Here is a 20,355-nt window from a genome sequence, read left to right on the forward strand (position 1 = left end):
AGTGTCTGGGGAGGCGTACGGGGAGATCGTCCCGTACGGCAGATGGGCGCCTACGCGGCATTGCCCTTTCGGTTGTGAGTCATGGTGGCAAGGTACCGTCGGCTGCGCCGATGATCTAGAGCCTGTGCGTGGGCACGCGGTCGGCGGAGCGGCTTTGGGCTGGAGCTGCTTTGGGGCGAGTGATCATGGCCCCGTAAGCTGATGGCGAGTCGGGCAGTCTGTGGACCTGCCCGTTAAAGCACGACGTTGGGGCCATGATCTTAGAGGCTCGCGCCAAAGTGGCTGCCTAAAGCCGTGGAGCCGACCGCCCCAGCCACGACGTGTTCTGACCTCATGCCCGTGTGCCTGCCTCTTGGGCGGGAGCGGGCGGCCGGCGGTGCCGAGCGGGGCGGAGACATGAGCGCGGGCGCCGCCGGCCGCCCGCGCCCGCCCGGAGGAGCGGAGCGACGACGGGTGCTTGATGAGGTAGAGAAACCTGTAACAACTGGCCCGGCGTCCGTGGAGTCTCGTGCCTTCGAGCGTCAAGCAGAGGGCGTGCCCGCCATGAGGAGCCGGCTCGTGAAGCCGCTTTGGCACAGTCGCTCGTATGCCTCGCTGACGTCGCCCGGTACCGGCTGGCTGACCATGAACCCCTGCGCCGGGTAGATCACCAGTCGCTGGAGCGCGCCTACCAACATGTCGATCACCAAACGAGCGTCACCGATGGAGTCGACGTACTCGGCGAACGTCATCGGAGTGGAAGCGCTCACGATCTCGACGTCGGGCCAGAGCTTGCGTGCTGTGGCGTACGCTCGCCGCTCCTCGTACGGCTTGCTGATCAGGAGGACGGAGGACACGTCGACGCCGGCCTCTTCCAACAGGTCTCGGGAGAAGCGGATGTTCTCACCCGTGTTGCGGGCGCGGGGCTCAACAAGCACGGCTGAGCTAGGAACACCAAGTTGAAGGGCCCGCTCCTGGTAGTGGACGGCTTCGCCTCGCGGCATGCGGTCCCGCGTCGTCGGGCTGGTGGCTCCGGTGAACACGAGCAGTGGGGCCATGCCGCGCTTGTACAGGTCCACCGCCGTGTCGGCGACCCCTAGGTCGTGGCTGCCGAGACCGATGGCGACCGAGCATGGCCGGAGCGAGTGGCCCATCTGGTGGTACTCCCACAGGCGCCGCGCATCTGCCCAATCCTGCGTCGAGATCACTGTTGACCTTCCCTGTCCTTCGCTGAGTCCGGCACCTTGAAGTCGTACTCCCAGGCAAAGCGTGAAGCCGCGTGTACCCCGATGGCGAACTCAACCACTGTGTCTGACGCCGTATAGGTGGTCCGGTGCAGCTCCACCACCGGTTCGCCCGGTGGCAATTGAAGCGACTTCACCTCATCCGGTGTGGGAGCACGGGCATAGAGTTCTTCCTTCATGTGATCGATCTCGTAACCCGCGTCGTACAGCACGCGAAATCCTCCGCCCCGGCCGGCCGGTCCTGGCGTGGGGTCCACCAGGCGCGTGCCTTCCACGTGCTCGGGACGGTAGTAGCTGGTCAGCGTGTGTGTTGGCTGCTCGCCTTCCTTCACGAGCCGCGCGCGTGCGTAGACCTCAGCGCCCACCGGTAGGCCATGCGCGGCGGCTACCTCGGGGGGTGCTTCAACGAGACTGATCGTCTGGGTCTGCTCGTTACGGCGATACCCGCGCCCAGAGGCCACCCTGTCCGCGATGAACGCCACCTCGTCGCCGTCCCGCCACTTGGCTTTGTCGTAACGGGCGATGCCGAGTCGCTTGAGCGGCACTTGCTGTCGCACGACGGTGCCGTGCCCCCGCGAGGAGGTAACCAGGCCTTCGGCTTCCAGCGCCTTGTACGCGGCATGGACGGTGGACTTGGAACCCTCGCCGACCTCGACAAGCTCTCTGATGTGCGGCAACTGCTGGCCCGGTGCGTAGTCACCCCTCTTGATCTGCTCAGCCAGCCTGTCAGCCAGCTCTCGCCACTTGGGCGCCATCTCGAACCCCTCTCGACGGGTCCAGTGAAACATAGTCCCAGGACTGCGGTGCACTATCTCTCTTAGTTGCTAGCAGTCCTAGGACAGTGGGCTCCGGGGGCCTTCTTTGGGCTGCCCGACGTCAACGCAGGGAGAAGTCATGCCGTCCTTCAAGATCGACCTTTCGTCCGCCGTGGTGTTCGTGGCGACTGCCCCGGAACCCAAGATGGCCAACAAGAAGACCGGGGAGCGGGCCCTGGACCGGGAGACCGGTGCGGGTCTGTCCACCGTCGGCCTGTTCGTCTCGGACGAGGGGGAGGGCAACCTGTACCAGGTCACCATCCCGGAGACCGGCTACCCGGAGGGCCTGGTGCCGGGCATGCCGGTGCGGGTGGTCGGCCTCAAGGCCCGCGACTGGGAGAACACCTTCAACGGTGAGAAGCGGCACGGCATCTCGTTCCGCGCGGTCGCGATCACGGCGGCCTGACCATGGCCGACCTGACAGTGTGGCTGGAGGCCACGGGAGCCATAGCGGGGGCCGGCGGGCTCGGCTACGCGAAGGTACGCGCACCCCGCGTGTACTGGTCGCTGGTCGGCCTGCCGGTCACCTGGGGCCGCTTCACCTTCTCCTACCGGTCGACCATGGACGTGTGTGGCCTGACGGTGCAGCCGTCCGGCCTGCGGGCGTTCATGACCCGCAACGTCGCCCGCCGCGAGGTGCAGCCGGTGCCCCCGAAGATCCGTCGAATCCGGCCCACCTCGACCGGACTGCGGGCCACGCTGCGGCTCCCGGCCGGCCTGGAGCCCGCCGACGTGGCCGCCTCCTCCGAACGGCTGCGGCACGCCTGGGGGGTGCACTCGGTGACCGTGGTGGAGACCCGGCCCGGCTTCGTCGAGCTGCGCATGACCGGCTACGACGTGCTGCGCCGGGTACGCATGCCGCGCCACGCCGCACCGCGTGACCTGGTCGTGCCGGTGGCGCTGCGGGAGGACGGGACCGCCTTCGAGCGGGACTACCGCAAGGCCCCCATGGCCCTCACGCTGGGCGCTAACCACTCGGGCAAGTCGATGTATCAGCGCAACCTGATCAAGGGTCTGGCCCGGTTGCCGGTGGCGCTGGTCGGCATCGACTGCAAGCGCGGGGTGGAACAGTCCGCGTTCGCGCCCCGGCTGTCGGCGCTGGTCACCACCCCCGACGATGCCGCCTCGCTGCTCGCCGTCCTGGTGGCGGAGATGGAAGACCGCTTCGACCTGCTGAGCGGGCACGGCGTCTCCGACGTGTGGGAGCTGCCCGAGCACCTGCGGCCGGTGCCGGTCGTCGTCCTGGTCGACGAGGTGGCGGAACTGTTCCTGATCTCCTCGAAGAAGGACGAGGAACGCCGCGAGAAGATCGTGACCGCGTTGATCCGGCTGGCGCAGATGGCCCGTGCGGTCGGCATCTACCTGGAGATCTGCGGGCAGCGCTTCGGCTCCGACCTGGGCAAGGGCGCCACCATGCTCCGCGCCCAGCTCACCGGCCGTGTCGTGCACCGGGTCAACGACAAGCAGACCGCCGAAGTGGGGTTGGCCGACGTGGCGCCGGACGCGGTCCTGGCCGCCGGCCTGATCCCGATGGAGCGCCCCGGCACGGCTGTCGCGGTGGACTCCGCGGGCGGCTGGTCGAAGATCCGCACCCCGCACACCTCCCGCGCGGACGTGGTGGCGGCCTGCCGGGAGTTCGCCCACCTGGTCCCGGACTTCCCCGCCCTCGACCCGTTCCGCCCCCACGTGCCCGACGTGCCCGTCGAGGCGCCGACGGCCGGTCCGTCGCTGGTCAAGCCCCGCCCGGTCACCGACTGACCACCGGGGCCGGGCGGCCGGACACCGCTGCCCGCCCGCCCTCGGCCCCACCCCTTCGAAGGGAGGTGCCCCATGCTCCGCTCGATCCGCATCGACGCCGTGCTCGTCCAGGCCGTCATCGCCGGCGCGCTGTCCTTCGCCCACCTGCACGACCTGGCCGAAGCCGCCGGACAGACCGGCTGGAAAGCCTGGGCCTATCCGGTCTCCGTCGACCTGCTCCTGGTCGCCGCCTGGAGCCGACTGCGCACGGCCCGCCGGGACCGCTCGGCCTGGACCTGGTTCGTGATCGCCCTGTTCGCCTCACTCGGCGCGAACATCGCGACCGCCGGACTCCTCGACCTGCACCACGTGCCCGACTGGCTGCGCATCCTCGTCGCCGGCTGGCCCGCCCTGGCCTTCCTCGGCGGAACCCTGCTGGTCCACACCCCCGCCGCCAAGCCGACCCCCGCACCACCCGTGGACGACGAACCGGCAACCCCGCCGGAAGTCGACGTGACCCGCACCGACACCCCCGCGCCGACCCCGGTCCCGGCGCCCGCCGCACCGGAACTGACCCCGGCGCCGCCTCCGCCCGCCGAGGTGCCCACCGTCCCGGCCGCGCTGCTGGACCACGCCCGGAAGCTCGCCGACGCCCATCAGGCGTCCACCGGCGCCCCGATGCCCGCCGAGGCACTTGCGGCCCGGCTCGGCCTGCCCGCCCCGATGACCAACGCGATCGCCGCCCAGCTCCAGCTCACCTGACCGCCCACCCCGCACAGGAGGAAAGCCCATGCAGACCTTCGACCGCCCGTCCGACTACATGGACGCGGCCCGTGAGATGGCCGCCGCCGGCCGCCCGACCCTGGCCCGCCTGCTCGCCGAGGAGGCCGCCGACCGCACCTCGAACCCGCAGGACAAGGCCCGCATCCTCGCCGAGTTCCCCGGCCACAGCCTCCGACAGGAGGGCTGACCTCATGGCCGTGTACCGCCGCTTCCGCGACCGCATCCGCATCGGTCCCGTGCAGGTCGGCACCTACTACGACGGCCGGGGCCGGGAGATGCACACCGCCGCCTGCACCGCCCCACGGTGCGGCTTCTCCGCCGACTACCACGACCGCTCGGCCGCCGAACTCGCCGCCCGCACCCACCGCTGCACGGCATAGGAGGACACCGCGTCATGGACGTTCCCCTCTGGCTCGCCCTGATCGTCGTCGGCTGGCTCGGCGTCAAGCTCATCCGCCCGCCCTGGTGGCTGATCACCGTGCTCCTCCTCGGCGGCTACCTCCTCGCCGACAGCCTCTTCGCCCCGGTCATCGGCACCGCCGTCAAGTAAGGAGATCCGCTCATGTTCCGGCCCAAGCCCCCGACCATGCCCCAGCCCACCGGCCTGGTCGCTCCGCCCGCCGTCGTCGAGCCGACCACCATCACCCCCGCCGCCTCGGCCCCGCCGCCGGCCTCCATCGCCCCGGCGCCGTCCCGCCCGACGGTTCAGTTCACCCCGGGCACCGCGCTCGCCCTGGTCGGCGGCGGCACCGCTGTCGTCCTGGTCGTCGGCGCGGTCCTGGTCTCCATGCTCCTCGCGGTCGCCATCACCGCCACCTCGGTCGCCGTCTGCGCCGTGGTCCTGCGCTCGCTGGTCGGCTCGCAGCACAAGAACCGCTGAACGGCCCCCGGAGCGGCATCCTTCGCCAGATATCCGCCGCTCCGGGCGCCTGCACCCCCTCCAGATCCACCGGACCCGAAAAGGGAAACCCCATGATGCCCCAGCGCACCCGGACCACGCGCGTCTGCCGCGCCTGCGACGGCTTCCCGGTCGTCGCCGTCACCACCGGCACCCGCCACCGCGACGGCACCCGCACCACCCTCCGCATCACCTGCCCGACCTGCCAGGGCACCGGCCATGCCCTCCTGACGGCCCGGCAGGAGGTGTTCGCGTGACCGACACCGCCACTGCGGCGGGCCTGGATCCGGCCACCCTCGCCGATGTGCTGAGGCTGGCCGGGTCCCCCGGCTTTGACCGCGTCCAGGAGCAGCTCCGCCGCACCGGCGGCTGCACCGACCCGATCCACCTGCAGGGCTCGACCGTCACCCGCGATGCCGCGACCGGGCAGGTGCTGCACTCCTACTCGACCGAGACCGAGCCCGGCGGACGCCTCCGGGTCGCTTGCGGCAACCGCCGGGCCTCCCGCTGCCCGGCCTGTGCCTGGACCTACGCCGGGGACACCTACCACCTGATCCGCGCCGGCCTCGTCGGCGACCCGGCCAAGGGCACCCCGCACACCGTCCGGGACCACCCGCGGGTGTTCGCCACCCTCACCGCCCCCTCGTTCGGCCCGGTGCACAACCGGCCCGGCAACCGGCCCTGCCGCTGCGGCACCCGCCACACCGAGGACGCCCCTGAGCTGGGCACCCCGCTCGACCCCGAGAGCTACGACTACGCGGGCGCGGTGCTGTGGAACAACCACGCCTCCGAGCTGTGGCGCTACTTCACGATCTACCTCCGCCGGGAGATCGCGAAGCGGGCCGGGCTCACCCAGAAGGACGCCCGCGAGCAGTCTCGTGTCTCCTTCGGCAAGGTCGCCGAGTACCAGAAGCGCGGGGCCGTGCACTTCCATGCCGTGATCCGCTTCGACGGACCCGCCGGGCCCGACGACCCCGCCGGCCTGGGCCACCCTCGACCTGCTCACCGACGCCATCCACGCAGCCGCCACCCGTGTGGAAGTCGACGTGCCCCCGGCCGGGGACCAGCCCGCCCGCACGCTGCGGTGGGGCACTCAGCTCGACGTCCGCCCGATCCAGGCCTTAGGCGACGGTGAGGAGATCAGCGAGCAGGCGGTCGCCTCGTACGTCGCCAAGTACGCCACCAAGGCCGCCGAGACCACCGGCACCGTGGACCGCCGGATCGGCAACAAGGAGGCCCTCGTCCTGCTCGGCGTCGCCGACCACCCCCGCCGGCTGATCGAGGCGTGCCTGGACCTGCACGCGCTCTACCCGGACCGCAAGCTCCGCGACTGGGCCCACATGCTCGGCTTCCGCGGCCACTTCTCCACCAAGTCGCGCAGCTACTCCACCACCCTGGGCGCCCTGCGCCAGACCCGCGCCGACTACCGCGCGGCCCAGCAACGCGAAGCCCTGGGCCTGCCCGACCCCGACAACGAGGAGGCAACCACCCTGACCCTCGCCCACTGGACCTACGCCGGCCACGGCCACACCCCCGGCGAGTCCTGGCTCGCCGCCAACATCCGCCGCGACATCCAGCACAACCGCGAAACCGCCCGCGAGGAACTACCCGCCCTGCTCGCCGACGAAAGGAACTGCTGACCATGGCCTCAGAGCTGCCCAACCGGTTCCTGACACCTGAGGACCTGGTCGAGATGTTCGAGCTTCCCAGCGTGGAGACGGTCTACCAGTGGCGCCGGAAGCGCACCGGTCCCCGTGGCTTTCGGGTTGGCCGGCATCTGCGCTTCGACCCTAGTGATGTGCGGGCCTGGGTGAACTCTCAACTTGGCGAGGCTGCCTGATGGCTGGCCACATCCAAGACCGCTGGTACAAGACCGAGTCCGGGTCGAACGGCAAGCCTGTCAGGGTCAAGACCGAGCGATATGGCACCGGCATGCGCTATCGCGCTCGATACGTCGGCCCGGACGGCACGGAGAAGTCCAAGAGCTTCCCAGATCGACAGAAGCGTCTCGCTGAGCAGTGGCTGACCGACATTGCGTCGGACATGTCGCGCGGCCAGTATATCGACCCGCGTGCAGCTCGGGTCACCTTCAAGAGCTACGCCGAGAAGTGGCTCAAGACGCACGGCATCGACCCGGCCAGTCAGGTCGTGGTCGAGCAGCGGTTGCGCCTGCACGCGTTCCGACTGATCGGCTCTCGGCCGTTGGATTCTTTCCGCCCGGAGCACATCCGCGGCCTGGTGAGCGCACTGGAGAACGACCCGGCCGTGAGCGGCGGCTATGCACGGAACATCTACGGCGACGTGCGGGCCGTGCTCAGTGCTGCGGTTGACGACGGGCTGTTGCCCCGCAACCCCTGCGCCGCGAAGTCTGTCCGTCCGCCTGCCGCCGAGCAACGCCGGGTTGTGCCGTGGCTGCCTGCTCAGGTTCGGGCGGTCCGTGCAGCGCTCCCCCAGCGCTACCGGCCCATGGTGGACGTGGGTGCCGGGTGCGGGCTCCGTCAGGGCGAGATCGTGGGACTGGCTGAGGATGCGCTCGACTTCGATGGCGGCATCATTCGGGTGGTTCGGCAGGTGAAGCTGATTCGGGGCAAGGCCGTGTTCGCTCCGCCGAAGTGCAACAAGGAGCGGGACGTACCGTTGCCGCCCTCGGTCGTTGAGGCACTGCGGGACCACATGGACGCCTTCAAGCCTGTCGAGATCACCTTGCCCTGGCGTAAGCCGGACGGCCCGAGGGTGTCGGCTCGCCTCCTGTTCACGAACACCGCGAGCGGGCTCGTCTGGCGCAGCAACTTCAACATCCAGGAGTGGAAGCCCGCCCTCGCATCGGCTGGCTTGATCGCGGAAGCCGGGGAGGACGGTAAGTACGAGTCCGCTCGTGAGCACGGCATGCACGCGCTGAGGCACTTCTACGCCTCGGTGCTGCTGGACGCTGGCGAGAGCATCAAGGCCGTGAGTGAGTACCTGGGGCACTCCGACCCTGGGTTGACGCTGCGGGTGTACGCGCACCTGATGCCGTTGAGCCAGGAGCGTACGAGGAAGGCCGTGGATCGGGTGCTTCTGCCGGCCCCGCGTGAGCCTGACGGCCCAGAGACGGCCCAGTGACCTGAGCCAGGCCCCCTATCCGCGCCAAACGCGCTGGTGGGGGGCTTTTTGCTGCCCAGTCACTGCCAGTTCTCCGGGCTTAGGCATGGCCGTACCAGTGTCGCAGATCCAACCGGGTGACCGCGCGAGCCGGCCGAGGGCGCCCGGGACTGCTCGGAACGACCCGCCGACCACAGCTGCGGCCCATGAGCCGTAGCTCTTCCAGCGGTGGGACATCCGGCGGTACAGGCGCGGTGTGCGCCGCCCGCCCCGGTCGATCAAGGTGCCGCACCAACCGGCACGGCAGTTCACCCCGGTACCTGCCGTCGTCCCCTTAGCCGTGCCTGCGCCATGGCGGAACCCTGCCTGTGCGCGCACGCGCCGGACAGGGCGGGGAGAACGGCGGTGGACGTGCTCGGGGCGGCCGAGCCCTCCCTTCGACGGGCCGAGCCCCCGCGTCCGGCAGGACGTGGGGGCTCGAAGAGGTGCCGGGGCCGACGGGATCAGCTGCCGACGAAGAGGACCAGCAGGAGCCAGACCACCGGGGCCGTGGGCAGCAGGGAGTCCAGGCGGTCCATGATGCCGCCGTGGCCGGGGAGCAGGGTGCCCATGTCCTTGATGCCCAGATCCCGCTTGATCATGGACTCGCCCAGGTCGCCGAGGGTGGCGCTGACGGCGACCGCGAGACCGAGCAGCAGCCCCTGCCACCAGCTGCCGTCGTCGATCAGGAACTGCATGCACAGCGCGCCCACCACCATCGCGAACCCGACCGCGCCCAGCAGGCCCTCGCGGGTCTTGCCGGGGCTGATGCGCGGGGCGAGCTTGTGCGTGCCGAAGCGCCAGCCGACGGCGTACGCACCGGTGTCACTGATGACCGTGAGCAGCAGGAACACCAGGACCCGCCAGTGTCCGTCGTCCGCGGCCAGCATCATCGTGACGAAGGTCGCCAGGAACGGCACGTAGAACGCGGCGAAGACCCCCGCCGTGACATCCCTGAGGTAGTTTTCGGGCGGTTCGGTCATCCGCCAGACCAGCACCGTCAGCGCGGTGAGCGCCATGGCGACCCAGGCGCCCTCGGAGCCCCGGACGTACCCGGCGACGACCATGGCGGCGCCGCCGAGCGCGAGCGGCACGAGCGGCGCCCGGATGCCCTTGCGTTCCTCCAGCCGCTTGGTCAGCTCCCACAGGCCCACCACGACGGCGGCCGCGACGACGCCGACGAAGGCGGCCTTGACGACGAACAGCGACACGGCGATCACCGCGCCGAGCCCGACGCCGACCCCTATCGCGGCACCCAGGTCACGTCCCGCGCTCTTCTTCTGCGGCAGGGGCGCCGGCTGCGGGGCGTCGGGCATGGGCTCCGGATTCTGCGGTATCTCCCCCGGATGGGGGCGCGCCCGCGTCGTCTCGTCTTGGAACAGAGGGCCGCTCAGCCGAGCGGTCCCCCGGTCCATGTCCTGATCAGCGCCGGGTTCGGGGAGGTCGGGCACGATGGGCATGGGGCGAGTCTGCTGCGCGTAGTGCGCATCGTACGTGGGACCCGCCGGGACAGCTCCCTGGACGGGCCCCTGCTCGGGCGGCCCCCAGTACCCGGCCTGCGGCGGCGCCCCCCAGGAAGAGTCGTTCATCAGACCTCGAGCAGTTCCGCTTCCTTGTGCTTCAGGAGCTCGTCCACCTGCGCGACGTACTTCGCGGTGGTGTCGTCGAGCTCCTTCTCCGCCCGGCGGCCCTCGTCCTCGCCGACCTCGCCGTCCTTGATCATCTTGTCGATGCCGTCCTTGGCCTTGCGGCGCACGGCACGGATGGAGACCTTGGCGTCCTCACCCTTGGCCTTGGCGACCTTGATGAACTCGCGGCGGCGCTCCTCGGTGAGCTCGGGGAACACCACTCGGATGATATTGCCGTCGTTGCTCGGGTTGACGCCCAGGTCGGAGTCGCGGATGGCCTGCTCGATGTTGCGCAGGGCGCTCTTGTCGAACGGCGTCACCACGGCCATGCGCGGCTCGGGCACGGAGAACGAGGCCAGCTGGTTGATCGGCGTCAGTGCGCCGTAGTAGTCCGCCACGATCTTGTTGAACATCGCCGGGTGCGCACGACCGGTGCGGATCGCGGCGAAGTCCTCCTTGGCGACCACGACGGCCTTCTCCATCTTCTCCTCGGCCTCGAGGAGGGTCTCTTCGATCACCACTTGCTCCTGCGTGTCTTGAGTAGGCCCGGCCGCGGTTCCCTGTCGGGGCGGCGGCCGGCTGCGTCGCGTCTTCTTCCTGCACGGTTCCCGACCGGCGGGACGTTGTCCATCCCCCGGCCGGCCCGTCCCGTCCGTCCCCAGAAGTGTCCTCCCTCGGACGGGTGGTTCTGGTCCGGTCAGTTCTGGTCCGTCTGGTCACCCACAAGCGTGCCGATCTTCTCACCCTTGACGGCGCGCGCGATATTGCCCTCCGTCAGCAGCTCGAAGACGACGATCGGGAGCTTGTTGTCACGGCACAGGGTGACGGCCGTGGCGTCGGCGACCTTCAGGTCACGCGTGATGACCTCCCCGTACCCAAGGTGGTCGAACTTCACCGCGTCGGGGTTGGTCTTCGGGTCGGAGTCGTAGACCCCGTCCACACCGTTCTTGCCCATCAGCAGCGCCTCGGCGTCGATCTCCAGGGCGCGCTGGGCGGCGGTGGTGTCGGTGGAGAAGTACGGCATGCCCATACCGGCGCCGAAGATGACCACGCGGCCCTTCTCCAGGTGCCGTACGGCTCGCAGCGGGATGTAGGGCTCCGCGACCTGGCCCATGGTGATGGCGGTCTGCACCCTGCAGTCCACGCCCTCCTTCTCCAGGAAGTCCTGGAGCGCCAGGCAGTTCATCACGGTGCCGAGCATGCCCATGTAGTCGGAGCGGGCCCGGTCCATGCCGCGCTGCTGCAGTTCCGCGCCGCGGAAGAAGTTGCCGCCGCCGATGACGGCGGCGATCTGCGCACCGTCGCGGACGACCGCCGCGATCTCGCGTGCGACGGCGTGTACCACGTCGGGATCGACGCCCAGGCCCCCGCCACCGGAGAACGCCTCTCCGGACAGCTTCAGCAGAAACCGGCCGTGTACTTTGCCGTCGTCGCTCTTCTCGGCCTTGGTGGTCATGGGGATCCCGCCTCTTTCACCTGTTGCACATACGAAGGAGGCCACTGCCGGTGGGGTGTGCTTCGCATCCCATGCGGCAATGGCCTCCTCGTCAGATCTGCTGTCACCCGGCACGCGCGCGTGCGTGACGGCGTGTCCGAGCGACTACTGACGACCCTATCGGGGTCGCGCGCCCGTCGCGGTACGGACTCAGATGCCGACCTTGATGCGCGTGAAGCGCTTCAGGCTGACACCGGCCTCATCCAGGACCTTCTGGACGGACATCTTGTTGTCCAGCGCGTAGGGCTGGCCCAGCAGCGTGGCCTCCTTGAAGAAGCCGTTGAGGCGACCCTCGACGATCTTCGGCAGGGCGGCCTCGGGCTTGCCCTCCGCGCGGGTGGTCTCCTCGGCGACGCGGCGCTCGGTCTCGATGACCTCGGCCGGCACGTCCTCCTTGGAGAGGTACTTCGGCGCGAACGCGGCAATGTGCTGGGCGACGCCCTTGGCGACCTCGGCATTCGGCTTGTCGAGCTCGACGAGGACACCGATCTGCGGGGGCAGGTCGGGCATCGTGCGGTGCATGTACGCCGCCACGTAGCCGTCGGTGAACTGGGCGAAGCGGTCCAGGACGATCTTCTCGCCCAAGTTGGCGTTGGCCTCGTCCACGAACGCCTGGACGGTCTTGCCGGCCTCGATCTCGGAGGCGAGCAGGGCCTCGATGTCGGCCGGGGAGGTCTTGGCGACGTGCTCGGCGATGGCGGCGGCCACGCCCTGGAACTTCTCGCCCTTGGCGACGAAGTCCGTCTCGCACTTCAGCTCGACGAGGACGCCGGAGGAGTTGTCGTCGGCGATGATCGAGACCACGGCGCCGTTCTCGGCGGAGCGGCCCTCGCGCTTGGCGACGCCCTTCTGGCCCTTGATACGGAGCGCCTCGACGGCCTTCTCGACGTTGCCCTCGGCCTCGTCCAGCGCCTTCTTGCAGTCCATCATGCCGGCGCCGGTGAGCTCCCGGAGCTTCTTGACGTCGGCGGCGGTGTAGTTCGCCATGAGTCTGTGAGTCTTCCTCGAAGTCTGGAGAATCGGAGATCTGCGGGGCCTGCGGTCCACAGCGGACTGTCCGAGCTGGGGAACCGTGACGCGCCGCGCACCTACGGGTGAACGGCGGGAGCGGACTTCTTGTCACCCGCTCCCGCCGTCATCAGCACTGACGGGCCGGTCAGGCCTGGTCGGCCTCGGCGGCCGGTGCGGCCTCGGCGGCGGGGGCGGCCTCGGCGGCGGGGGCCTCGGCCGGCTTCTCAGCCTCGGCGGCGGCGGCCTCGGGAGCCTCGGCGGGCTTCTCGGCCTCGGCGGCGGCCGGGGCCTCGTCGGCCTTCTTCTCACCCTCGAGCAGGTCGCGCTCCCACTCGGCGAGGGGCTCTCCGACGGCCTTCTCGCCCTTGCCCTCGGTGGCGACACCGGAGCGGGAGATGAGGCCCTCGGCGACCGCGTCGGCGATCACGCGGGTGAGCAGGGTGACCGAGCGGATCGCGTCGTCGTTGCCCGGGATCTTGTAGTCGACCTCGTCGGGGTCGCAGTTGGTGTCGAGGATGGCGACGACCGGGATGTTGAGCTTCCGGGCCTCGCCGACCGCGATGTGCTCCTTCTTGGTGTCCACGATCCAGACGGCGCTGGGCACCTTCTGCATCTCGCGGATACCGCCGAGGGTCTTCTCCAGCTTGGCCTTCTCGCGGGAGAGGACCAGCAGCTCCTTCTTGGTGAGGCCGGATGCGGCCACGTCCTCGAAGTCGATCTGCTCGAGCTCCTTGAGGCGCTGCAGACGCTTGTAGACGGTCGAGAAGTTGGTGAGCATGCCGCCCAGCCAGCGCTGGTTGACGTAGGGCATGCCGACGCGGGTGGCCTGCTCGGCGATGGCCTCCTGCGCCTGCTTCTTCGTACCGACGAACATGACCGTGCCACCGTGGGCGACGGTCTCCTTGACGAACTCGTAGGCGCGGTCGATGTACGACAGCGACTGGAGCAGGTCGATGATGTAGATGCCGTTGCGCTCGGTGAAGATGAAGCGCTTCATCTTCGGGTTCCAACGGCGGGTCTGGTGACCGAAGTGGACGCCGCTTTCCAGCAGCTCCCGCATCGTGACGACGGCCATGGCCGTATCTCCTTGGGTTCTCGGTTGTGCCGCGGAGCCGGCGGTTCCCGCGCCTGACGCCCACGACGCGCCGTTGCCACAGAGGACCGAGGGGCGCTGACACCGGGAGCGGTCGTGACCGGACCTGGTGTCGGGGCGTGCGAAGTCGACCCGGTGACCCGGATCGCCATCAGAAGTGTACGGGACCCGCGGGGCACCGGGTGACGTCGTTGTCCACAACTGGGCGGTGGTCCACAGGTCCCGGCCGTGATCACGGATCTCGGGGAGGCTTCCCGCATGCGAGTGAGCCGATTTCTGAGGACGTGTGCGCGCGTGGCCGTCCTGCTGGTACTGACGCCGGCGGTGCTGCTGTCACCACCGCCGCCTTCGCTGCTGCCGCTCGCGGCTCGGACGGGTGACACGGCTCCGCCGGATGCCGACGCCGATATCACCGGTGCCGGTTCCGGCTCCGGGGCGGCGGCCCCCGGGTCCGGGGTGCCGGTCGTCGGGCGGGTCTGGCCCGTGGGGGTACGGCCACGGGTACTGCGCGGCTGGGAACCGCCGGAGACCAGGTACGGGCGCGGGCACCGCGGTGTGGATTTGACGGCGGCGCCGGGGACACCGGTACGGGCGGTGGCTGCGGGCCGGGTCTCCTACGCCGGCCGGGTGGCCGGCCGGGGCGTCGTCTCGGTGGAGCTGTCCGGCACGGGTGTCCCACCGCTGCGTACGACCTACGAGCCGGTCCTGCCGTCGGTGGAGAAAGGGGCCGAGGTGGCGCCGGGCGAGGTGATCGGCACGGTGGCGGCCACGGGCTCCCACTGCACGGCCCCCTGCCTGCACTGGGGCCTGCTCAGAGCGGACGTCTACCTCAACCCGCTCGCCCTGCTCCCGCCCCAACTCCTCGGCGGCGGCCCCTCAAGACTCCTCCCGGTCCTCGGCGTGCCCCTGCCGGAGTAACCAACCGGCACGGCTCAACCGGCCCGAGCCGCACCGTGGCGAGCCTCGCGGGGCCGGGCTGCCGCCGTCAGGGACGGACGCCTCGGAGGGTCATGGAGACCGCTGCCTCCGTGATCGTCTCCGGCTTTTCCGCGGCGCCCAGTTCGATCCGGCGCACTGCGGCGTCGACCACCCCTTGGAGCAGCATCGCCGCGAGCCGGGGCTGCTCGTGGCCCAGTTCGCCCAGCGCCTCGACGATCATCGCGATGAGCCCGCCGTGCGCCGCGCGGATCTTCTCCCGGGCGCCCGCGTCGAGCTCGCTCGCGGAGATGGCCACCACGGCGCGGTGGCGCCGGTCCCCGACCAGTTCCAGCTGTTTGCGGACGTACGCCTCGATCTTGGCCTCGGCGCCGTCGGCCGCGGCCATCGCGAACTCGACCTCGGTCGCCCAGACCGGGAAGTCGACCTCGCACAGCTCCTCGACGACGGCCGCCCGGGAGCGGAAGTACTCGTACACGGACGAGCGCGCCAGGCCGGTGCGCTCGGCGAGGGCCGGGAAGGTCAGCGCCTCCGTACCGCCCTCGGACAGCAGGGAGCGTGCCGCGTCCAGCAGGGCGGCTCGCTGCATCGACCGGTGCTCGGCCACGGAGGCCGCTCGAATCCTTGGCACGCCCACCACTTTACGGACGCCCCGCGCGAGGTGGGAGTCCTCCGGCCGTAACCGCAGGTCGGACGGCCATACCCACGGTCCGCCGAGTCAGCGGCCAGGCAGCGGGCCCGGTGCGGGCCCGGTGCGGGCTCGTCGCCGGTTCAGCTCGGGTTCAGCCGCCGAAGCTCGCCAGTTTCGCCCTCAGCTGGAGTACGGACTTGGTGTGGATCTGGCTGACCCTGCTCTCCGTGACCCCCAGCACATGGCCGATCTCGGCCAGGGTGAGCCCTTCGTAGTAGTACAGCGTGACCACGGTCTTCTCCCGCTCCGGGAGCGTGTTGATCGCCCGCGCGAGGAACCGTCGCAGCTCCCGGCCCTCGACCACCTCCACCGGGTTGTCGGCGGCGGTGTCCTCCAGGGTGTCCATCAGGCTGAGCCGGTCGCCGCTGTCGCCGCCGGCGTGCAACAGCTCCTCCAGGGCGACGACGTTGGCGAGGGACAACTGGCTGAAAACCGCGTGCAGCTCCTCCACGGCGATGCCCATCTCGGCGGCGACCTCGCTCTCCGTCGGCGTGCGCCTGAGCCTGGCCTCCAGCGTCGCGTACGCCCGCTCGACGTTGCGCGCCTTCTGCCGCACCGAGCGCGGGATCCAGTCCAGGGCCCGCAGCTCGTCGATCATCGCGCCCCTGATACGGGTGATCGCGTAGGTCTCGAACTTGATCTCCCGGTCGACGTCGAACTTCTCGATCGCGTCGATCAGCCCGAACACCCCGGAGGAGACGAAGTCCGCCTGGTCCACATTGGGCGGCAGCCCCACGCTGACCCGGCCCGCGACGTACTTCACCAACGGCGAGTAGTGCAGGATCAGCTGCTCCCGCAGCCGCTCGTCCCCCGTCGCCTTGTACGACCGCCACAGCTCGTCGAGCGTCGAGGGAGCGGGCGGCCGCACGCTGCCACCGTCACGGGCGGCTGGGGGGATCGCCGCCCGGTCGGACCCGGAGGTGTGCTGGGGCATTCGTCGCCTTGTGCCGTTCTGCAGTGGACCGTTGCCGCCTGCGTGAGCTGTCTGTCCGATACCGAGCCGCCTGTCTGCGCCTGCCCGTATCGCCTGCCGTGGTGCCTGCCGTGGTGCCTTCCGTACTGTCTTTCCGTATCGGGACGCTTGTGAGCGTAGCGTGACTGCGGGGTCGCGGTGCGCGAAGAAGTGAGGTCGGGGCGTGCGTGGAGGTGTCCCGCCCCCGGCCCCGCCGGGTCACACTCGTCGCTCTGCGTGTTCACCCGGGTGTCCCAACTGACGCATTTTCCAAGGGCTGTAGACGTTCCCCCGGACGGCCGAACACACTCCGTCAGTGATCATCGGACCCGTCGCCGACCGGGATCACCGCCTGGCGTGTCAACTTCCAGTCGTCGCCATGTCGTTCGACGTACCCAAGTGCTCGCAGTTCGTACAGTCTCGCGATCGCGTCGTCGCGGGTGGTGCGCGCACCGCGCGCGATCTCGTCCACCCCGGCCGTCGCGCGCGCCGGCAGCGCGTCGAGGACCTGGCGGGCGGCCGGTTCCAGCAGGTCGCGGGGCAGTACCGGGCCGCGCCGGTCCGGGGCCAGTTCGCCCATGTCTCCGACCAGTTCGATGATCTCCGCGGCGTCGGTGACGAGCACCGCCTCCCGCCGCAGCAGTTCGTGCACCCCGGCGGAGCGCCCGCTGGTGGCCGGCCCGGGTACCCCCATCATGTGGCGCCCCAGGCGCCGAGCCGCCCTGGCGGTCACCAGGGAACCGCTGCGGTGGGCGGCCTCGACGACCACGGTGCCCCGGGTGAGTGCGGCGATGACCCGGTTGCGGAGGATGAACCTGCTCGGTGTCGGATGGTCACCGGGCGGCAGCTCGCCGATCACCAGCCCCTGTTCCGCGATCCTGGTGATCAGTCCGGTGTGTCCGCGCGGGTAGGGCCGGTCGACTCCGCAGGCGAGTACGGCGACGGTGGCGCCGCCCGAGCCGAGCGCGCCGCGGTGTGCGGCGCCGTCGACCCCGTAGGCGCCGCCGGAGACCACGACCCATCCGCGTTCGGCGAGTTCGGCGGAGAGGGTGGCGGCCATGTGGGCGCCGTACTCGGTGCAGGCGCGGGCACCGACGACGGCGACCGAGCGCAGCGCCCACATCCGCAGGTCGGCGGGGCCACGCACCCACAGCCCGAGGGGCCGGCCGTCCCCCAGGTCGTCGAGCTGCCGGGGCCACTCGGCCGTCCCGGGGCAGACGAACCGCGCCCCGGCGTCCCGCGCGACGGCGAGATCCCGGCCCGGTTCGGCCCGCTCGGCCCGCGCCAGCAGTCCGGCCCACCGCCGGCCGCTCACCCCCGGCAGCGGCGCGGTTCCTTCCCTCAGCCGCGACACCACCTCCCGCGCACCCAGTTCCCGCACCCACCGGCCACCGGTCTCGTCACCGGGTTCGAGGACACGTGTGAGGAGGATCCGGGCGAGGAACTCGTCACCGGGGCCGTCGGCCGGTTCCCCGGCGGATCGGTCCACGCGTACCGACGGCTCGCCGGCGCAGCTCATGTCAACGCTCCGATGGCCATGGGCACACCGCGGGGAACGCCGGTGCGCAGTTGCAGCGCGAGGGCGACGTCCGTGGCGTCGGGCCGGCCGTGGCCGACCAGGTCGGCCACGGTCCAGGCGACCCGCAGCACCCGGTCGAGTCCGCGGGCGCTGAGCACACCGCGCTCCAGGCTCCGCTCGGCATCCTCCATCGCGCCGGGCGCCGCGTGCCAGCGTCGGCGCAGCTCCCGTCCGGGGATGTCGCCGTTGGTCCGCCACGGGGTGCCGGTGAGCCGCGCGGCGGCACGTTCACGGGCCGCGCGCACCCGGTCGGCGACCGTGGCGGTGGATTCGCCGCGGGCTCCGTCGGCGGTCAGTTCGGCGCGTGTGACGCGCTCGGCCTCGACCCGCAGGTCGACCCGGTCGAGCAGCGGGCCGGACAGCCGGGCCTGGTAGCGGCGAATCAACGAGGGCGGGCAGTCGCACAGGGTGTCCTTCGGCGAGAAGCGGCCGCAGGGACAGGGATTGGCGGCGAGCACCATCAGGAACCTCGCCGGGAAGCGCACGACGCCAGAACTGCGCGCGATGACGACGTGCCCGGCCTCCAGCGGCTGGCGCAGGGCGTCCAGGGCACGGCCGCCGAACTCGGGGGTCTCGTCCAGGAAGAGCACACCCCGGTGCGCGAGGGACACCGCTCCGGGCCGGGCGATTCCGGGGCCGCCGCCGACGAGTGCCTGCATCGTGGCCGAGTGGTGCGGGGCGCAGTAGGGGGCGATGTCGATCAGGGGCTTGCCCGGGGGCAGCAGACCGGCCACCGAATGCACCGCCGTGACCTCCAGCGACTCCTGCCGGTCGAGCGGGGGCAGGAGCGAGGGCAGCCGCTCCGCGAGCATGGTCTTGCCCGCGCCGGGCGGTCCCTCGAGGAACAGGTGGTGCCCTCCGGCCGCCGCCACCTCCACCCCGGTCCGCGCCGGAAGCTGGCCGACGACGTCGGCGAGGTCGTGGCCGGGGTCGTAGTGGGCCGCGCCGGCGCTGTGCATGCCGGTGGCCGCGCCGGTGCCGGGCACCCGCAGCCCGGCCAGGAGCGGATCGGGCCGCCCCTGGCCGCCCGGTTCCTCCTCGGGCACCGGTTCGTCGGTGAGAACGGCGATCAGCTGGCGCAGGCTGCGGACGCCCAGTACCGACACACCCGGCACCAGCGAGGCCTCGGCGGCGGCACACTCGGGCACCACCACCTGTTCGTACCCCGCGTCGGCCGCCGCGATGACCGCGGGCAGCGTGCCCCGGACCGGTCGCACCCTGCCGTCCAGTCCCAGCTCACCGATCATCACGAGGTCGGCGAGCACCCGCGGATCGATCCGCTCTGCGGCGCCCAGGACGGCACTGGCGACGGCCAGGTCGAAGCCACTGCCGGCCTTCGGCACCGATGCCGGGCTGAGTCCCACGGTGAGCTTCTTCTGCGGCCATTCCGCACCGGAGTTGACCACGGCGGCCCTGACCCGGTCCCGGCTCTCCGTCAGGCTCTTGTCCGGCAGCCCCACCAGGGTGAACGCCGCCACTCCCGGTTCCAGGTCGGCCTGGACCTCCACGACCACACCCTCGACGCCCACCAGCGCCACCGAGCAGGTACGGGCGAACCCCATCTCAGGCCACCCCCCGGACGTGCTCGACCCGGGGCGCGCCCCGCTCCGGCAGCAGGACGCCGACCAGGTCGATGCGGACGCCGCCGGGCGGTGCTCCCCGTGTTCCTGGAGCCAGCGCTGCGCCAGGTCCCGCAGGCGGCTCGCCTTGGCGGGGTCGACGGCCTCCATGGGGTGCTGGAAGGCCGCGGCCCTGCGGGTCTTCACCTCACAGACGACGAGGACGTCTCCGTCCCTGGCCACGATGTCGATCTCACCGGTTCTGCCGCAGCGCCAGTTGCGCTCCAGGACCGTCATTCCGGCCTGCGCCAGCCGCCGCGCGGCCAGCGCCTCGCCGTACCTGCCGAGTGCGCTGCGTGCCTGCTGGGTGTTCATGTCGGCACCACCTCCGGCGCCAACCGTCACGCAGTCGGCCGCCCGAAGTGGATCTTGGTGGATAACCCGGCGGTTGTGGACAACTCCGTCACCCGCCACGGGGCTGCGGTCACCCGCCGGGGAGCTCCAGATCGCTCTTGTTGAGCTCTTCGATATTCACGTCCTTGAACGTCAGGACACGTACCTGCTTCACGAACCTGGCCGGCCGATACATGTCCCAGACCCAGGCATCCGCCATGGACACCTCGAAGAACACCTCGCCCTGGACCGAGTGCACCTGCATCTCGTAGTCATTGGTCAGATAGAAGCGGCGCTCGGTTTCGATCACGTACTTGAACAGGCCGACGACATCGCGGTACTCCCGGTAGAGCTTGAGCTCCATCTCGGTCTCGTACTTCTCGAGGTCCTCGGCGCTCATGGCATGTTCCCCTTCACCCGTGCGATCCCACCATTGTGCGCC

At 70.6% G+C, this 20,355-nt stretch carries 23 protein-coding genes and 1 pseudogene; 12 read left to right on the forward strand and 12 right to left on the reverse strand.

Translation table 11 applies throughout. From position 1 onward, the window contains the following. Positions 1-521: 521 nt before the first annotated feature. Positions 522-1,187 carry a YdcF family protein gene (locus tag WJ438_RS12295; RefSeq protein ID WP_406725277.1) on the reverse strand — a complete coding sequence of 222 codons (666 nt, stop codon included), beginning with the start codon at positions 1,185-1,187 and terminating at the stop codon, positions 522-524. Further along, complete coding sequence (locus WJ438_RS12300) at positions 1,184-1,978, reverse strand: GntR family transcriptional regulator (RefSeq protein ID WP_406725278.1); 795 nt, start codon at positions 1,976-1,978, stop codon at positions 1,184-1,186. Before WJ438_RS12300 ends, WJ438_RS12295 begins: the two co-directional genes overlap by 4 nt. A 139-nt stretch (positions 1,979-2,117) precedes the next feature. Between WJ438_RS12300 and WJ438_RS12305 the strand changes: the two genes are divergently transcribed. The 11 genes and pseudogenes from WJ438_RS12305 to WJ438_RS12355 all read left to right on the forward strand — a co-directional run bounded on the left by WJ438_RS12305 (position 2,118) and on the right by WJ438_RS12355 (position 8,558). Then, positions 2,118-2,444 carry a hypothetical protein gene (locus WJ438_RS12305; RefSeq protein ID WP_406725279.1) on the forward strand — a complete coding sequence of 109 codons (327 nt, stop codon included), beginning with the start codon at positions 2,118-2,120 and terminating at the stop codon, positions 2,442-2,444. 2 nt (positions 2,445-2,446) lie between these two features. After that, positions 2,447-3,796: an FtsK/SpoIIIE domain-containing protein gene (locus tag WJ438_RS12310; RefSeq protein ID WP_406725280.1), complete on the forward strand. Its 1,350-nt coding sequence runs from the start codon at positions 2,447-2,449 to the stop codon at positions 3,794-3,796. Positions 3,797-3,868: 72 nt separating this feature from the next. Beyond that, positions 3,869-4,537 (forward strand): DUF2637 domain-containing protein, encoded by a 669-nt coding sequence (locus WJ438_RS12315; protein WP_406725281.1) that lies wholly within the window; start codon positions 3,869-3,871, stop codon positions 4,535-4,537. A 28-nt stretch (positions 4,538-4,565) separates the two neighbouring features. Beyond that, a complete protein-coding gene (locus WJ438_RS12320) occupies positions 4,566-4,745 on the forward strand; it encodes a hypothetical protein (protein WP_406725282.1) in 180 nt (59 codons plus the stop codon). Positions 4,746-4,749: 4 nt separating this feature from the next. Continuing rightward, a complete protein-coding gene (locus tag WJ438_RS12325) occupies positions 4,750-4,938 on the forward strand; it encodes a mobile element transfer protein (RefSeq protein WP_406725283.1) in 189 nt (62 codons plus the stop codon). Positions 4,939-4,952: 14 nt separating this feature from the next. Continuing rightward, on the forward strand, positions 4,953-5,108 hold the full coding sequence (locus tag WJ438_RS12330) for a hypothetical protein (protein WP_406725284.1): 156 nt from the start codon (positions 4,953-4,955) through the stop codon (positions 5,106-5,108). A gap of 12 nt (positions 5,109-5,120) precedes the next feature. Further along, the gene (locus WJ438_RS12335; protein WP_406725285.1) at positions 5,121-5,438 is read left to right on the forward strand and encodes a SpdD-like protein; all 318 of its coding nucleotides are present in this window, start codon (positions 5,121-5,123) and stop codon (positions 5,436-5,438) included. A 95-nt stretch (positions 5,439-5,533) separates the two neighbouring features. Next, positions 5,534-5,713 carry a hypothetical protein gene (locus tag WJ438_RS12340; RefSeq protein ID WP_406729663.1) on the forward strand — a complete coding sequence of 60 codons (180 nt, stop codon included), beginning with the start codon at positions 5,534-5,536 and terminating at the stop codon, positions 5,711-5,713. Further along, a pseudogene (gene repSA / locus WJ438_RS12345) lies at positions 5,710-7,096 on the forward strand (replication initiator protein RepSA). Before WJ438_RS12340 ends, repSA begins: the two are co-directional and overlap by 4 nt. A gap of 2 nt (positions 7,097-7,098) precedes the next feature. Continuing rightward, positions 7,099-7,296: a helix-turn-helix transcriptional regulator gene (locus tag WJ438_RS12350; protein ID WP_406725286.1), complete on the forward strand. Its 198-nt coding sequence runs from the start codon at positions 7,099-7,101 to the stop codon at positions 7,294-7,296. Further along, positions 7,296-8,558: a tyrosine-type recombinase/integrase gene (locus tag WJ438_RS12355; protein ID WP_406725287.1), complete on the forward strand. Its 1,263-nt coding sequence runs from the start codon at positions 7,296-7,298 to the stop codon at positions 8,556-8,558. Before WJ438_RS12350 ends, WJ438_RS12355 begins: the two co-directional genes overlap by 1 nt. A gap of 482 nt (positions 8,559-9,040) precedes the next feature. Here WJ438_RS12355 and WJ438_RS12360 read toward each other — a convergent pair whose 3' ends face one another. From WJ438_RS12360 to rpsB, 5 genes are all read right to left on the reverse strand, one after another. After that, a complete protein-coding gene (locus WJ438_RS12360) occupies positions 9,041-10,165 on the reverse strand; it encodes a phosphatidate cytidylyltransferase (RefSeq protein ID WP_406725288.1) in 1,125 nt (374 codons plus the stop codon). After that, positions 10,165-10,722, reverse strand: a complete 558-nt coding sequence (frr, locus tag WJ438_RS12365; protein ID WP_109381790.1) for a ribosome recycling factor — start codon at positions 10,720-10,722, stop codon at positions 10,165-10,167. Before frr ends, WJ438_RS12360 begins: the two co-directional genes overlap by 1 nt. 179 nt (positions 10,723-10,901) lie before the next feature. Next, entirely contained in the window at positions 10,902-11,660 is a 759-nt protein-coding gene (gene pyrH / locus WJ438_RS12370) for a UMP kinase (protein WP_406725289.1), read from the reverse strand. A gap of 189 nt (positions 11,661-11,849) precedes the next feature. Continuing rightward, positions 11,850-12,686, reverse strand: coding sequence for a translation elongation factor Ts (tsf, locus tag WJ438_RS12375; RefSeq protein ID WP_406725290.1), 837 nt, complete (start codon positions 12,684-12,686; stop codon positions 11,850-11,852). A gap of 169 nt (positions 12,687-12,855) precedes the next feature. Continuing rightward, positions 12,856-13,785, reverse strand: a complete 930-nt coding sequence (gene rpsB / locus WJ438_RS12380) for a 30S ribosomal protein S2 (protein ID WP_406725291.1) — start codon at positions 13,783-13,785, stop codon at positions 12,856-12,858. 276 nt (positions 13,786-14,061) lie between these two features. Here rpsB and WJ438_RS12385 point away from each other — a divergent pair, with 276 nt between their 5' ends. Further along, positions 14,062-14,721, forward strand: a complete 660-nt coding sequence (locus WJ438_RS12385; protein WP_406725292.1) for a M23 family metallopeptidase — start codon at positions 14,062-14,064, stop codon at positions 14,719-14,721. A 67-nt stretch (positions 14,722-14,788) separates the two neighbouring features. On the opposite strand, the gene WJ438_RS12390 is transcribed toward WJ438_RS12385, so the two are convergent. The 5 genes from WJ438_RS12390 to WJ438_RS12410 all read right to left on the reverse strand — a co-directional run bounded on the left by WJ438_RS12390 (position 14,789) and on the right by WJ438_RS12410 (position 20,313). Beyond that, positions 14,789-15,346, reverse strand: coding sequence for a TetR/AcrR family transcriptional regulator (locus WJ438_RS12390; RefSeq protein ID WP_406729665.1), 558 nt, complete (start codon positions 15,344-15,346; stop codon positions 14,789-14,791). 175 nt (positions 15,347-15,521) lie between these two features. Next, positions 15,522-16,364 (reverse strand): RNA polymerase sigma factor WhiG, encoded by an 843-nt coding sequence (whiG, locus tag WJ438_RS12395; protein ID WP_406725293.1) that lies wholly within the window; start codon positions 16,362-16,364, stop codon positions 15,522-15,524. A gap of 331 nt (positions 16,365-16,695) precedes the next feature. Further along, entirely contained in the window at positions 16,696-17,901 is a 1,206-nt protein-coding gene (gene dprA, locus WJ438_RS12400) for a DNA-processing protein DprA (protein ID WP_406725294.1), read from the reverse strand. After that, positions 17,898-19,895 (reverse strand): YraN family protein, encoded by a 1,998-nt coding sequence (locus WJ438_RS12405; RefSeq protein WP_406725295.1) that lies wholly within the window; start codon positions 19,893-19,895, stop codon positions 17,898-17,900. The genes dprA and WJ438_RS12405 overlap by 4 nt, the downstream gene beginning before the upstream one ends. 109 nt (positions 19,896-20,004) lie before the next feature. Then, on the reverse strand, positions 20,005-20,313 hold the full coding sequence (locus WJ438_RS12410; protein WP_003965949.1) for a DUF2469 domain-containing protein: 309 nt from the start codon (positions 20,311-20,313) through the stop codon (positions 20,005-20,007). Between the last annotated feature and the right edge of the window lie 42 nt (positions 20,314-20,355).

It is taken from the genome of Streptomyces sp. GD-15H (assembly GCF_045291515.1).
Taxonomy (GTDB): Bacteria; Actinomycetota; Actinomycetes; order Streptomycetales; family Streptomycetaceae; genus Streptomyces.